Here is a 14466-nt window from a genome sequence, read left to right as displayed (position 1 = left end):
TCTATTATTGATAAAGGAATAATCAATGAAAGCGCTTGAACTAAAAATCCCCCCAGTACTGCTGTTTATCCTGTTTGCCGTTTCGATGTATGCACTAGCTGCTATTGATAACGGTTGGCTATATATGCATATTCCACTTAAGTCGATTTGGGTTACAGCACTGTTTGTTTTTAGTGGTTACATGGGTATTTCAGGCGTGCTTGAGTTTAAGAAGGCTAAAACAACGGTTGACCCGACTAAGCCGACTAAAGCAAGCAGTGTGGTTGACACTGGTATTTTTTCGAAAACTCGAAACCCGATGTATGTTGCTTTATTTACGTTGTTATTGTCTTGGGGCTTCTGGTTAGAAGATGGGTTGAGCCTGTTCTTGTCGATGTTTTTTATACCGTATATGAACCGTTTTCAGATTAAACCCGAGGAGCGGGCGTTGGAAAAAATATTTGGTGATGATTATCTTTCGTATAAAGCGAAAGTAAGGCGTTGGATATAGAGTTGCAAATGATATTTATTTGCAATTGATTCTAATTTGCATTTAAATGGTTGTCGGTATTGTGGACTGGAACTATTTAGCGATGAATATTGAGGCGTGTTGGAATCGTTTTTTAAAAGCAGAACAATTAGTAGAACAAGGTCATTGGCCAGAGGCTTACCATCTTTTTGATGAAGTTTTGCACCACCTTCCTCAACATATTTATGCTGCTCTTGATGATACAAGTATAAAGCCTTGCCAGTTTGCCTGCATGTTGACCGGTTTTTATGACGCGGCGGTATCACAGTCTGCTATTTTTAATCAATTAGGTAAGCAACACCAAGCGTTTGGTGTACTAAACAATGCTCATGCTACCTTTCAATTCCTTTCAATTGAACAAACTTCCCTGATACATAGTGTCAGAGAAGTATTGGACAAACAAAGCAATGCACTGCTCGACAAAATCGCTAAGTTTTGTTGCTGCCAAAGAAACGCCACTTGGATGCTAGAACTCGAGCATGTGCAGAAAGCACATTACTATTTCGATAGCTTAAAGCAATACCGAGATATTCAATCGGCTTCTATAACGCTCAACTAGTGAAAAATGCGTGCATAACAAACCAAAAAGCCTCGACATAAGTCGAGGCTTTGAATGTTCATTTTTACTTTTGATTAGGCCGCGTTGTTAAACTGCTCGAGAAAATAGGTCTTTCTTTCGTTGAAACGTGATACTAGGTCATCAACGGCATCGTTGTCATAAGGTTTAAGACCACTTGCAACCATTCGCTTAATGCCTTTGCCCACAACAATCCCATCTTCTTTAAACGCAAAGTTCAACGTAACCACACCGCGCTTACCCTCTACATCAAAAGTCGCGCCAGTAAACTCGACTTCAGGATGGGTGAGGTTCAGGTGTTCAAATTCCACTTCCATGCTCTCGTAAATAACTAGAGGGCGCTGGCAGTTAATCATCATCTGTTGCTCTTGCATGAGCGGAACCATGATGTGAGGGAAATTCATACCAGAGAACTGAACGTAGTTAGTGACTACGTGTTCGATAAACTCTTGGTTGTGGCTTGTCTCACCATCGTGAGTCATCTGAAGGTATTCTTTGCCAGTTTGATCGACAACAGTACTTTCTGTTTCGCCCTTTTCTACAACGTTTAGAGCTACGCCATCGCTGACCATTCCTGAGAAATCAAAGCGCATTTTCTGACTGATTCCTTCTTTTTGCAGTAATACTGCAAACAGTAGATCGCCAGGAACACAGAAACGCTTGTTGTCTTCGTCATGGATAGGGTTAAAGTCGCCCGCTACTTTTTTCGCAAAGTGGCTTGCTTGTTGGCGTGTGAACTCGAATTGTTCGTTGTTAGTAGAAACGTAAGGAGCTAGAAACATAATACTCTTAGATTAAACTCAATTGTCACGAATTATATATGAGTAATCGGCTTTAATGGTCCATCCAGTATGTGATATGACACGAATTTTGCTTTTCTTTCTGAAACTCAGCTAGTGTGTGAGTAATAATTCTCTGATAACTGGTCCGGCAGTGTGAAAAAAACGTCAACTTTTTGCTTGTTTGATGCTGAGTAATATCTAAGCCCTCGTAAGGATGTGCACGATGAGTGGCACAGTAACAGATAGCTAAGGCATACCAATCCAATATAGGCTCTATGTTACCGACCGCGTCTATTTGCTGTGGTGGAGAGTATGACGGTGAGTAGTGGCGAAAAGGCAGTGTTTTCAATGAACTGCCAATTTTAATAGCCATTGAAAGATCAATTAGCGTAGCGTGTCCATCAGGTCCAATGACGATATTACTGGGCTTGATATCACCGTGTACGTAACCAGCACGATGTAAAGCTAGGATTTGCTGTTCAATATCATGATGCCAACTTACAGGTGGTGTATTGCTTCGCGCGAGTTGACTCAATGTTTCACCTTCTATCCAAGTATTTAGGAGTAAATGAGTCTCATCTAAAGAGGTCAGAGACTGCCGCGAGGACACATTTTGTGGGGAAATGAGCGCAGTTAGTTCAGCTTCAAGTAGTAGTTGTTTTTTAGCAGTTATTCCTCGACCTAAACGGCCTTTCAAATGACCTAACTTTGCTGAGTGGCACTCAAAAACATGGTCTGAATGCCATTCAATATCTTCAGGTTGAACTTCAAGGACTGACGCTATGAGTGATAGCCCTTGTTGATCATGTCTAAACTCAATTCGAAACATCGTTAGATATTTTCAGGTAACTTAAATTGAGTAAAAAAACCGGGTGTAAATGGGTTTACTTGACCTTGCGTCTTCACCGAAAGACGAATTTGCTCGCCTTTGTTGCCAATGGAAATCTCCGCGCCTTGATTATCCGCCTTAACCAATTGTGAGTTGATAAGCTTAAACCAGTTCCAATTACCACTGAAATTGGATTGGGACAACGATGTTACGCTGTCTTTAAGTTCAATATTAAGGTTATCCTCTGCCTGTTGCTCTCCATCCCAACTTATGGACTTCCACAGGGTTGGCCCATGTCGGTAGGTGAACAGTGGTTGATCGCTATAAATCATAAATTCTGTTGCTTTTGGACTCATTGTTAAGGCTTTCATTTGGAACTTAACCGAAACATTGTCTGGTGATGCCAGAAATAGCGCGCTGCGTATTTGATTAGCAACATCAACCATATCCCAGACTTCCGGTGTGATCTCTAACCCAGAACGCGGAAGCAGCCCTGGAAGGTAAGGGCTTCCTTCAGTGCCTTGTAAGAATGAGTTTAAGTATTTTTTATTGAAAGCCTCAAAAGCACCACTCGAAGAAAAGAACGCTTTTACATCAGCAACACTTGCGTCAGTTTCTGCATTTTTGCTGAATGGGTAGTAACTGGCTAAGCTCGACTGGAATGTGGTTAGTACTGAGTTTTTCCACTGCAGGTTCAAATGCTGATGCGCCAGCGATAACACAGCATCATTGCTAAGTTGAGTAATCGCATCAGACAAACTCTTTGTCATAGTAGGTTGAGTTGAGGCGGTGAGTTGTATAGCGGCGATCGGGTTGGAGCTTTGTAATGGCTTTGCTAACGTGTCATAGGCGAGTTTGCGAGCATCCTCAGCTTGATAAAAAGTATCAAGATAAGCTTTCGCAGCTTTGACTGCAGCTAGCCATTGATCTACTGGTTTTGGTGCATCGTTTACCGAACTGACATAGCTATGAAAGTCGGAAAAACTGACATTAATCAGTCTCATTGCCTCCATTTGGTCTTGGTCAATCGGTGTCTGTTCTTTTTCGGCCGCTTTCTCGTCTTTCGCTGGTTCTACTGGCTCTATGTTTATCGTCGTATATTTACTGATCGTATTATAATAATTTTGGATCGGGTTATCTCCCGCGTTGGTCAATAATGTCAGAAGGCGACTGAGTTCAGTATCATCTTTAACCGGATTGACGACGATGTTATTGGTGAAGTCTTTCCAATAGTTGATGTAATCATTTTTATAGAGTTGGCGTAGGTCTCTACTAATCCGATACATTTCCAATGCGCTCGGTGCTTCGCCAGCAACACCCGCGTAGGCTGATAAAGCTTCCTTGATAATAGGGGAATCTACGGAAAGATCTAACTCGGTAAATCCACTCGGGGTAAAGATATGGGGAACAAGATAGCCTACAAAGCCAGAAGAAAATGAGTAGACTTGAGAGTAGTTGCTACCAAGCTCTGAGCGAATATCTATTCGATTGGCGTATTTAGTTTGGCTCTTAATATGTTGATAAAGCAGCGTTTCGATACCTGTTTGATTAATGACTTTACGAGCCAGTTGCTCTAAATCAGTATTAGATTCTTCAGGTATCAAATGATTGGCGAAGGCATCATCAAGTAAACTGGTCAATTGATTGAGAGTACTCGTTGTACCTACTCCTTGATCCTCCAGAGATTGAACAAAATAGGCTCTTAGTTCCTCTGTATTGTTCTTGTTAGGAGTAAATAGCAGACGATAACTATTGAGTAATGAAAGTGTTGTCGCTTGCTCTTCAAGATTAACGTATACGAACAAGTCATTGGCCAAAGACTTTTCTAAAGACGGCATCAACACGGCTTGTAACTCAGTGATATAGGCTAGTTCAACCTCTGGCTTAATAGTGTAAGAAGGCATGAACGGTAACACGTACCAAGGTTCTGGCTTATTATAAAGTTCGTAGATCTTACGGAGTGAATAAAGGTTAGGAATATTGTCTGCAAGATTTTCCACGTCATAAGGTGACGCGGTTATTGCTTCTTTGTAGCGTTCCAGAAGAGCATCAGCGCGAGCTTCCCGCTGGCTTTGGAAGTCGAAATCCAATTTGATGATTGCAAGTATTGCAATTAATAATAAGGCGCACAGAAGCGTATAAGTGGTTTGCATGGTCAGCAACCAGTTTTCTTTCTTCTTATTTACTCCCACAAGCATATGTTCAGGGATTAAAGCATGAGTCATAAGATGCTGGGCAAAAAGTACTTGCTTAACTGGCTGACTAGATTTTGGATGATAGAACTCGTGACCTAAGTCGTTGCTGATTGTTGCGGCAAGTGCATCGACGTTCTTACTGTCACTTCCTTCATGAGTGAAGAAAAAGCCACGGAACATCAAGCCATCACCCAGTTGATTGACGCCAAATATACGGTTTAATTGTAGCCACAAGTTTTGTTTTAACAGTCCAAATTGAAGTGGAGCCGCAGCGATAGACTTGCGGTAGTCTAGGTTGAGCTGCCCTGAGAGGGCACTTGTCATATTGGCAATCAGTTGACCTATCAAGGCGTCATAAGCGTGATCATACCAGTCTGCGTCTATACCACCGTGTTCTCTAAATGGCATCATAGAGCCAAATGCGTCTTCACGCCTTGCGTCTTCAAAACCAGAGAAGTATTGGCAGAAGTCACTGATGCTGCTGCTGTGAGTGATAATGCTGTACACCGGAATAGACAAACCAAAGGTTCGATTCAATCGCGTTAAATCGGCTTTTATCTGATCCGCTCTCATCTTTATGGCTTCTTTTTGCCCTAGTAATGCGTCAGCATTGGTTGCTAGCAGTAACCCGTTAAGGGCCTGTCTAGGACGCCATTTTTTCAAGCAGTTGTAGAGTGTCTTGAGGTATTCCGGGTGTTGGTCCTCTCCTTGACTAACCGATATAACCAAAGAGTGTTCGCTGAGCCAGAAAAGAATAGGGAACTCGATATCATTGCCAAACTCGTCTACTTGGTAAGCTTCATAGCCCATTTGAGTAATGACATTGAAATCGTTTTGCGGTTTGTCACTGAACCAAAGATAGACGGGCAAATCATAACGACTCTGTAGTCTCTTGTTTGTCTTCTGAACTTTAAGAACGTTTTGAAAGTGCTTTTGTAGCAACTGACATCGTCTAGCAATAAGCTCTTTCTTTTTACTCTCATCAGGGTCGTTAAGTTTATTGTTCTTTCGGCTCAACCAATAGATGAAGAAACCGAGGATGCCAGATAGAATGATGCAAAAAGCAATCGCTATGACGAGGTAGGCCTTAAGTGCTGGCGTAAACCACACAGTTACCAACAGTAATATACAAAGCAAAAATCCGGAGGAAATACCGCTGATTAATGGCTTTGCTGTTGTCTTCTGTTTTTTTCCATCTGCCATGTCTATTTTCTTCCCTGAAAACTGTCTTTAGATCGTTATTGTTGTTTGTTTGTCTTGATCACAATTGAATCGATATTTTGGTTATCTTTGAGCCATTTCTGGGTTTCAATCGCTTGTGAACGATCATCAACATCGACTACTACTCTAAAATACTGTTTGTAACTATCGACTCGGGGCTCGTACTTGCTAGCGCTCAAACGCTCGATAAACAGCTGTGCATTTTGTTCATTCGAGAAGGTAGCGAGCTGAACTAACCAGAGTTTAGAGTCACTATTAATTGGAGAGGCGGCAACACGTGGACTCTGTTGAGCTTCTACTCGGCTTCCTCTAATAGGAGGGGACGAAAGGTCGCTATCGCTCGAAATAAACACAATATCGTTAACTTGTCCGGACAGAATATATCGCTGGCTGAAATCTGGAAGATAAGTAAAATCTCGAGATCGTTGTGGTAGAGTTTTACTGTACCAGAAGTAGGTGAGGGCTAGCGTTGAGCCGATAAGTGTAGCGAACAGTAAGCTGATAACGGCATAGCGCTTTTTGCGGCTAGGACGACGAACTTTAGGGTGAGTCACGCGAGTTTGGCAATGAATGCGAGTTGATTGGCGGTATTGACTTAATATTTGTTCTAGCTGGTGGATAAAGCGTTTAAGCTGCTCAGAACCTTGTGAGTGATACTGCCCTTTGAATCCAATACTCAAGAAAAGATAGATGATCTCGATAAGGTCGATCATTTTATTGGGTTGTCTCGCAGCCTTATCTGCTACGGAGAAGAACAGCTCCCCACCATTTCTCATTCCAAACAGCTCACTGAGAAGTGTTTTGTTTTCCCAACCGCGTTTTTCCCCCCAGTCGGTGTAGACGATAAATTCGTCAAGAACTACGGCAAATAAGAAGCACAACTTATCAATGACAGCTACGGGATAATTGAGGTGACTCCCCTTATCCTTGAGGTCACTAATCCTCGCTACCAATTGTTCTCTTAACTCGGCGATATCGTCTGGTTCGGGAATACTGTCGATTTTTAATGTCACCGCCAAGAGCTCAGCACTGATATTGATAAGCTGATTTTCTGATTTGTCGAAGTGCTTAAGAAACTCCATTTGTGTAGCATCTGGTGTTCGAAATACCGCAGGCTTATCAGAATTAACTTCTGATAGTTTCTTTTTTGGGTCTTGTTCCCAAATGACGGTCTCTTCATCCAAATAGTCGAGCATGGATTACCTCAGCGCATATAAGTGTACTTCAAGATCAGGCACACGAGTATCGACGTGAAGTGCCAAGGCATCCCTCATAGTTAGCATCTCTTGCCACATAGGGTCTGAAGTATTGAGTTCAAAATAGGTAGTACCTTGAACCGGTTTAAGTTCGCTTGGTGCAACAGGAAGAGCTGTGAGGCTGATACCCGAGAGAGAGTTGCGAACCAATTCAACAATACGGGTATTACTGCTTAATTTCGCCGCTGCTATGAAGGTGTCACTGAGTTCACCTGCTGACAATGAAGAGGTCACACTGAGTACAAAGCGTCTTGATTGGACAGATAATGGGTCTTTAATAATGGTTCGGAGTAGTCGGCGTTTCTCAAATAGTGCAGTATCCCAAGTAAACTCTATTACTGAGTCTTGTTGAACAAGCGTCAAGAGGTTACGTAAATCGGCAAAAAGTGGACTGAAGTTACTGTACAACTTATCGACTTTTAGCGCGCTAGCTTCTGGAGCGAGTTCAGGGCTCAATGCCATTAACTCAGCTCGAAAACGATTGAGGTGCACGTACAAGTCATAAGTGCTATATCGCTCATTTTGTGATGTCAAATCAAACCAAGGCATCCAACTATTCAAAGTCTGTAGCCATAGGTAGTCAAGCATTAACGACTGGTCACTTTTTTGACTTTGACCTGCTTGAATGCGCTTAAACAAGTTCTGCGTCCGACTGACCAATAAGGCGTGAGTTTCTTTAACTTTATCCGTCAAATAACGTGAAGCTCCGTAGTGAAGGCACGCTGCGATAAATGCTCGGTCTAAAATGACCTCGCCAGCCTCAGTACATTCAAGTATACGAGCAACAGGAATCAATGAGTGACCTGAGTGATCATCGTGGTCAGAGAGAAGTTGAACGTTTAATCTTGCGACATCTACTTCAAGGCTGGTGTTTTCATGAGTCGCTGAGTCAAATACATTGATGGACTTGGTGACATAACGGCTTGTCCCACTCTCATCCTCACAATAATCGTTATTGCCCTGCAGAGCTAAAGGTAGAGCAAGATATATAGTGTTATCGACAGTACCAACAGGGATATTTATGGCGACTTCTTTGACGGTGTTAAACTGAGTGCCGTCGGGGAAAATCCCAGAGCATTGGGTGATGGCTAACTTTCCAATCTTTAACAGGTCTGTGTTAATAGAGAGCTCCGTCAAACCAAAAAATGGGGCAAAATGAGAGAGTGTGTCGACGTTTTGTCTGACATAGTTTTGGACAAATCTATCCTGCTGTTGAAAATGTTGAGGGGCAATAAACATGCCTTCTTTCCATACTACTTTCTTATGCGCGTCCACGAAAAATCCTTTTTATCGTTCTATCAGAATATCTGCCACCAACTAGACTCAGGAGCGACGATGTCAAGCTCTACATTAAGTCCAGATAGTCTAAGCGCGATGCTACTTTCACCATCAGTGGGTACAGCAGTTACTGCTTTTCCATTGCTTTCACGGTAGTTGGCATACTCCACTAATGCGGCGATGTACTGGGTATTTTTGTTGATATCTAGTGAGATAGTTTGGTTACTGTCAGGCATCACTGACGGTAAAACTTGTTTGACCACCAGACTACTTCCTAGCGCTTGGAGGTCGGAGTTATACAGAGTAATAAAACTGCTTTGCTCGAAGCTCTCTTTACTTGCGAGTTGATATAATCTGACCACGACAGGGTTGGCCGAGTCAGATTGATATTTGTTAATGGTATCGTCCGCATTAACAGTCATGCTATAGGCCGTGGTCACTGGGACAGGGTCGGAAGAACATGCTGTAATGCTGAGTACAAACAAAGCGGTCGATAGCATTGAAAACCGCATTAGTCTTCTCCTCCACGCTGCATATTTTCGATAAACAGCGCCTTAAATTGGCGGCGAAAATCGCCATTTTTCTGTCTGCGCTCAAAGGTCTTTCTATAAATGCGCCAGTAACGCTTTTCTTTGTTAACAAACAGGCTGTTGCCTACATATTCATTAAACTGAGACTCCAGTTGTTCAGGGCAGAACTCATCTAAAAACTGTTCTATGGTCTCTTCCAAGGCAGTAAAAAGTTGGTCGTGTTGAAATGATGGGTTTTGCAACAGGCTTTGGTTTTCTTTTGATAGCGCAATGAGCTGCTGTAACGAGGAGGTGATGTCATCGTTTTCTCTATTCATAGGAACGAATTCAATGGTCGAAGATGGCGCTGATTCTTCGCTAAAGTTGACGTGTTGGACGTTGTTTATTGGCTCTTCAAATCGAGAAATCTCTTCCTGTTCAAAACCGTCAAAAGGATCCGATGAAAATGGGTCATCGGCCAGTACGTTCTGGGTAGAAAAATCGTTGGTCATAGGGTCGACTTGTATTGAACTGAGTGTGCTGGTTTCAAGAAAATCAACATCATCGCTGGCGTCGATGTTGAAACTAAGGGTATCAACATCGACTTCCTTATTGACCACAGCCGCTTTCGAAGCCGTCAATGTGCTGACGAGAAGACTGTAATCTGCTACTGCAATGATATCGCCATCGCTAATAGGTAGCTGAAGTCCACCTTGTACCGATTTATCATTGAGATTAATGCCATTGCGACTTAGGTCTTGAATAAAGTAACCGTCACTGGTGAGAGTGATGGCAGCATGTTTACGCGATATTCGACTGGAGTGATCTGGCAGAACTACATCACAATCTGGGCTGCGGCCAATCACACCACCTTCCTCTGGAAGGTGGACAATTCGGGACGCGACGGCTTCCTGCTCCGGAATTGACACTAAATGAATACTAATGGCCATGGTTACCCCTTACACTTTTCCACTGCGCGATTAAAGCTTGTTAAGAACCCAGAGTATTCGTTGAGGAATCGATTTGAAAAGTAGACCCCCATCTTTTTTGTTTCCATATGCTGTGAGCGAAAGTAGTCTTTGGACAATCCAGCTACGTCTAACTCATTTTCAAAAACCAGTTGGTCTTCAAGTGCAATGTCGATTTCACGTTGTTTTAACAGCTTTAATAAAACTTTAGCATCTCTTGGCTGCTTCACTACGTTAAATCCCTGTCTTTTAAGCCAAAACCACTTGTTTGACCCAAATTTTGCAGAAAATTTGAGGTTGAGTTTATTTAATTCGGTGATCTTGGGATCGACACCAGCCCCGAAGTACCAGTTAATCTTCTGTTCGGCGATTGGGGTTGAAACTGCTGCATACTCATTTCGCTCCAGAGTTTCGGTCGCGACAAAAAAACCATGCTGATTGCCATTTTGGACTCGCATTTGGGCATCAGACCAACTGGTCATAGTAAATTGGTATGGTTGACCCATTGAACCAAGTGCGCACTTCACTGTAGTAATCGCAACACCTTTCATCTCGGCGTGTTCATAATATTGATAGGGAGGCCAGTCTTGGGTTGTTAACATCAACCTAGATGGACCTATCGTATTAGCCGTAGCACCATATGCAACTATGGTGCTAGCGAGCAACAAAGTACATCGCCTTGAAAATGATAGATAACTTGTCATGTTATGGGGTTTCAAGAACATCCTTATTCCTTACTAACTCTGAAATTTTCAACATAGAAACGGGAGGGAAATACCCAATTAGATTTGCGGTATCGGCATTAACGATATAGGAAAACTGTTGGAGCGTTTCAATGGGTATATCTCCAGCAAAAGTGTCTTCGGTGAGTATTTGCTGCGCTTTAAAGGCCGCAAATTGACCAGCATAATAATAGCGGCTAACAACACCAACAAGCGCACCGCTATTGCGTATTGGTGATTCTGTGGCTGAGAAAGTAGGTAGCCCCGCACTGTGAACAATATCAGTAATTACTTTAGCATTCGATATCAGTAGCGAGTCTGCCGGTAGGTACACTAAATCCACGTCGTCGTTCTTCATTTCGACGACCAAAGATTGAATATTGGCCTTTTCTATTCCGTTAGTCGTTTTCTGGACTGGGTAGCGTTTGACGTTAATACCGTTTTGTGTCGCGACGGCCAGTAAAGTGTTCGCGGCTATTTGCGAATTGTTTTCTAAAGGGTTAAACAAAATACCAACAGTACGGATGTCTCCCAGTTCTTTGATGACGTTAAGCTGCACTTCATAGGGGACAATATGGCTAACCCCAGTATAGTTTTGGGCTCTTTGTGAACAATCCACACTATCTACTATTTTTGAGCCAATAGGGTCGCTTACAATATTAAAGACAACCGGTATTTCACCGCTACTATTAAACTTTGTAGGGGCATTAGTGCTACCCAAAAGTGACAAGGTAATGGTGGTCCCAAAGGTATAAACAAGATCAGGTCTAAGACCTTCAAGGGAGTCGATGTGCTTTGCTAAAGTTTCTCGGTTCTTATCCGCATCTAAAATAGTGATTCGGACGCTATCATTCTTATTCATTTCATCAACAAACCCTTGCTCTGCTTGAGTCACTCCTCGCCAAAGCAGCATGACGACATGTTTGGAGTCCTGCAAGTTAGAGTTAGGACTATCTTCATTTGCCGAGACTATCGACGTCAGCAGCAAAGTTACGATTAAGACGATGGATTGAAGCGATTTAATCATGCGGAAGCTCCTTCAACGTCACTAAATATTTTGTCTTTCTTTTGCCAAAAGTAATACACCAATACAAGGCTTATAGTGCTGACAAATAGCAGTCCGCCTAGGATCATTACGGTGTTAATAAACCCATAAATGCCAAGCAATGCTCCAGTTAAAATAGGGCCTGTCACATTACCGATCCTCTCTGTAAGTCTAAAAATACCAATCGCTTTTCCCCGTTCACTGGTGGAGACTTTCATTAGACTCATCACCAAAGGGATCTGTGGTGAAATACCGATGCTGTGAGCTACACCAACAACGAGAACAACAACTAGCAATCCAAGGGTGCCATTAAAGTAATAGATGTTGAGCAAAGCAAATGAGGACAACAGTCCGCCAATCACTACGAAGATAAGTTTGTTTTTAAATCTGTCTATCCATATCGCGGTTAAGGGCGAGATAACCACAATGGCTAACCCATAGATCATCAAAATACGTCCGGACATGGCATTGCTCTCGCCAAGATGCTGCAGATAAACGGGGCATAAATAATAGAGAAAGCCGGTAAGAACTACTTTGGCTGGAATAGCGCTGCAAAAGCTTATAAGAGCAAAGTGTTTATTGCTCAATAGATCACTGAAGTCGGATAGCTTAATTGGCACTGAAGACTGGTTATTGTCGCCTTGTTCGAAGAAGCGCCAAACTAACAACACGCCAACGATGCTGATCCCCGAAGCTAAGAAGAAGGTGCCACTATATCCAATACGGTCAGCAAGCAAGCCTCCTATAGCTGCTCCGCACAAGGAGCCCGAGAAGAACGAAGACAAGAACGTCGCCATACCTTTGGTTCTATTTGAATTGTCGGTATAGTCACTGACAAAACCTTGCGCTGAAATAAACACTAATCCATAGCCTAATGCGGTAATCGTTCTGCTGAGAAGCATCGCAGATAATGTATTGCACAAACTGGTGGAAACCATGCCAACTGTGATAACCAAACCACCGATAATTAGCGCCTTACGTCGTCCTAATTTATCTGACCAGTATCCTGCAAAGGGTAGAGAAATCGCCCAGACCAACATGAATAACGAGATAGGAAAACTCGCTTGCATACTTGATGGTATCCAAGAGACATCCATCACTAAGGTCGAGACATAGTTGGGGAAGAAAGAGAGAGATGCCGCCTCGGCAAAGACAAACAAAAATAAGGGCAGGCGGACAAAACGATAGTTCTGATGTTCAATTATCGATGTTTGTGAGGTGTTTTCTGCTAGAGTTGTTCGGTTAATTTTTGCAAGCAGCGAGCTGATTTCATCGCGGCTTGTGACCTTAGCAGTCATGTCTGTAAAGCCTTTACTGAGCCGAGCAACTAACTGTTTTAATTGGTGCCACGGTGACATGATCATATAGTTACAAAGGAAAAGAATCACTTCAGTAACGACTAGCAAAGAGGCAACCAATATGGATAACATATCGAGCAAGTTCTCTTTAAGGAGAGTGGCAACGAGATTCTTGTCCGATGATATGGTTAAGGCGATGGTGTCGTGGTTATTGAGTGGAAATAAATGGGTGTTGAGTTGCAACTCATCGAATTGAGCACCAGCGTTCACTAATGTTTGTGATTCTTGGACGATAGAAATCGCGATAATGTCGTTGTGATTGACCAGATAGTTGGCTAGTTCACTATCAAGACCACGTAGATTAGCGACATCAAAGCCACTAGCGATGAGGTAATCTAGTAATTGAACGAGGGAGTAGGCAATAATGGAGGCTTTTTCGTTTAATTCTTGTTGATAGATATCCGCGAAGTAGTCCATCATTTGTAATGAAGTCATAAAGTTGGCAACAAAAGTGGTGGTGAATGCCAACACCAGAATCAACATCGTGGTGTGTCTTTGTCTGAATTTTTGCCAACGGGTTAAATGCTGTTGGTTGCCTTCCATAATTTGGCTTGCAAGCTCAAATTTACATCCTGCAATTTCTTGCGACGACAAGCATTGATCGACCTCGGAGGTTCGGCGCAACATGTGCTGTGTGATACCGTGAATGAAAATTAAATTACACAGTGTCGCAATAACGATCCAAATTACAGCGTAGAAAGCACTTTTTGAAATGAGCCCACTGCGCAACGAGCCTAAATGTTCGAGGGAGTAAGTGAGTGAGATCTCGCCGTCCAACTGACCGAATGCATTGTAAATAGGTGTGCGTAGCTGTTTAGTTTGGCTTTCTGCGATAGAGACCTCTGCGTGGTTGGCAAAGTAGAGCCGCTCAGTTTGTCTATCGGTAACTTCAAGAGCGATTAGGCCAGAAACGCTGGCTAAATGACGTTCCAATAGAGACTGTACATTGCTGATGCCATGCAAAGGAACACCGAAGGCAATAGCATTGTTGATGTCGGACAAGGTTTCTTGCATGACCACCTTATATTTGGAGTCAGTCGTCTCAGTTAAACGCTTATCAAAATTTAGGTAGTTTAAGCTGGTGGTCAGGAAAATAGACAGTGACAAGACGACAAAAATAGCGAAAGAAAGCTTGAAGCTAAGCCCCGGTAACATACCGCGAGACTTGCTGTTTACGCTTTCATCCTGAATATCCGTTTTTTGTCGACTCATCACTAT

The 14466-nt window shown here is 42.7% G+C and carries 12 protein-coding genes; 2 read left to right on the top strand and 10 right to left on the bottom strand.

Features of this window, described 5'->3' with window-relative positions; all coding sequences use genetic code 11:
* Window positions 1-25: 25 nt before the first annotated feature.
* Together HOP38_RS09175 and HOP38_RS09170 are read left to right on the top strand one after the other, a co-directional pair.
* A complete protein-coding gene (locus HOP38_RS09175) occupies window positions 26-490 on the top strand; it encodes a methyltransferase family protein (protein WP_006070775.1) in 465 nt (154 codons plus the stop codon).
* A gap of 46 nt (window positions 491-536) precedes the next feature.
* A complete protein-coding gene (locus HOP38_RS09170; RefSeq protein WP_006070774.1) occupies window positions 537-1067 on the top strand; it encodes a hypothetical protein in 531 nt (176 codons plus the stop codon).
* A 74-nt stretch (window positions 1068-1141) separates the two neighbouring features.
* Here the strand turns inward: HOP38_RS09170 and HOP38_RS09165 are convergent, their stop codons facing one another.
* The 10 genes from HOP38_RS09165 to HOP38_RS09120 are packed head-to-tail and all read right to left on the bottom strand — an operon-like array spanning window position 1142 to window position 14460.
* On the bottom strand, window positions 1142-1867 hold the full coding sequence (locus tag HOP38_RS09165; protein ID WP_006070773.1) for a DUF3581 domain-containing protein: 726 nt from the start codon (window positions 1865-1867) through the stop codon (window positions 1142-1144).
* Between the two features lie 52 nt (window positions 1868-1919).
* Entirely contained in the window at window positions 1920-2696 is a 777-nt protein-coding gene (locus HOP38_RS09160; protein WP_198557908.1) for a protein kinase domain-containing protein, read from the bottom strand.
* A 2-nt stretch (window positions 2697-2698) separates the two neighbouring features.
* Window positions 2699-6094, bottom strand: coding sequence for a type VI secretion system membrane subunit TssM (gene tssM, locus HOP38_RS09155; RefSeq protein ID WP_198557907.1), 3396 nt, complete (start codon window positions 6092-6094; stop codon window positions 2699-2701).
* Between the two features lie 35 nt (window positions 6095-6129).
* Entirely contained in the window at window positions 6130-7308 is a 1179-nt protein-coding gene (gene icmH, locus HOP38_RS09150) for a type IVB secretion system protein IcmH/DotU (protein WP_006070770.1), read from the bottom strand.
* Between the two features lie 3 nt (window positions 7309-7311).
* Window positions 7312-8643 carry a type VI secretion system baseplate subunit TssK gene (tssK, locus tag HOP38_RS09145; protein WP_124939804.1) on the bottom strand — a complete coding sequence of 444 codons (1332 nt, stop codon included), beginning with the start codon at window positions 8641-8643 and terminating at the stop codon, window positions 7312-7314.
* Between the two features lie 23 nt (window positions 8644-8666).
* The gene (gene tssJ, locus HOP38_RS09140) at window positions 8667-9158 is read right to left on the bottom strand and encodes a type VI secretion system lipoprotein TssJ (protein ID WP_006070768.1); all 492 of its coding nucleotides are present in this window, start codon (window positions 9156-9158) and stop codon (window positions 8667-8669) included.
* Window positions 9158-10105 carry an FHA domain-containing protein gene (locus tag HOP38_RS09135; protein ID WP_198557906.1) on the bottom strand — a complete coding sequence of 316 codons (948 nt, stop codon included), beginning with the start codon at window positions 10103-10105 and terminating at the stop codon, window positions 9158-9160. Before HOP38_RS09135 ends, tssJ begins: the two co-directional genes overlap by 1 nt.
* A 2-nt stretch (window positions 10106-10107) precedes the next feature.
* On the bottom strand, window positions 10108-10848 hold the full coding sequence (locus HOP38_RS09130) for an ABC transporter substrate-binding protein (protein ID WP_420883062.1): 741 nt from the start codon (window positions 10846-10848) through the stop codon (window positions 10108-10110).
* Entirely contained in the window at window positions 10829-11872 is a 1044-nt protein-coding gene (locus HOP38_RS09125) for an ABC transporter substrate-binding protein (protein ID WP_198557905.1), read from the bottom strand. Before HOP38_RS09125 ends, HOP38_RS09130 begins: the two co-directional genes overlap by 20 nt.
* Window positions 11869-14460, bottom strand: coding sequence for an MFS transporter (locus HOP38_RS09120; RefSeq protein ID WP_198557904.1), 2592 nt, complete (start codon window positions 14458-14460; stop codon window positions 11869-11871). Before HOP38_RS09120 ends, HOP38_RS09125 begins: the two co-directional genes overlap by 4 nt.
* Window positions 14461-14466 lie beyond the last annotated feature (6 nt).

Origin of the sequence: Vibrio mediterranei (assembly GCF_013364395.1) — a bacterium.
In the GTDB taxonomy this organism is placed as follows: domain Bacteria; phylum Pseudomonadota; class Gammaproteobacteria; order Enterobacterales; family Vibrionaceae; genus Vibrio; species Vibrio mediterranei.
The sequence above is the reverse complement of the archived record's forward strand: the minus strand, read 5'-3'. Positions and strand labels throughout refer to the sequence as shown.

Coding starts and splice junctions, on each gene's coding strand:
- HOP38_RS09175 (WP_006070775.1), top strand. CDS start 26: ATGAAAGCGCTTGAACTAAAAATCCCCCCAGTACTGCTGTTTATCCTG.
- HOP38_RS09170 (WP_006070774.1), top strand. CDS start 537: ATGGTTGTCGGTATTGTGGACTGGAACTATTTAGCGATGAATATTGAG.
- HOP38_RS09165 (WP_006070773.1), bottom strand. CDS start 1,867: ATGTTTCTAGCTCCTTACGTTTCTACTAACAACGAACAATTCGAGTTC.
- HOP38_RS09160 (WP_198557908.1), bottom strand. CDS start 2,696: ATGTTTCGAATTGAGTTTAGACATGATCAACAAGGGCTATCACTCATA.
- tssM (WP_198557907.1), bottom strand. CDS start 6,094: ATGGCAGATGGAAAAAAACAGAAGACAACAGCAAAGCCATTAATCAGC.
- icmH (WP_006070770.1), bottom strand. CDS start 7,308: ATGCTCGACTATTTGGATGAAGAGACCGTCATTTGGGAACAAGACCCA.
- tssJ (WP_006070768.1), bottom strand. CDS start 9,158: ATGCGGTTTTCAATGCTATCGACCGCTTTGTTTGTACTCAGCATTACA.
- HOP38_RS09135 (WP_198557906.1), bottom strand. CDS start 10,105: ATGGCCATTAGTATTCATTTAGTGTCAATTCCGGAGCAGGAAGCCGTC.
- HOP38_RS09130 (WP_420883062.1), bottom strand. CDS start 10,848: ATGTTCTTGAAACCCCATAACATGACAAGTTATCTATCATTTTCAAGG.
- HOP38_RS09125 (WP_198557905.1), bottom strand. CDS start 11,872: ATGATTAAATCGCTTCAATCCATCGTCTTAATCGTAACTTTGCTGCTG.
- HOP38_RS09120 (WP_198557904.1), bottom strand. CDS start 14,460: ATGAGTCGACAAAAAACGGATATTCAGGATGAAAGCGTAAACAGCAAG.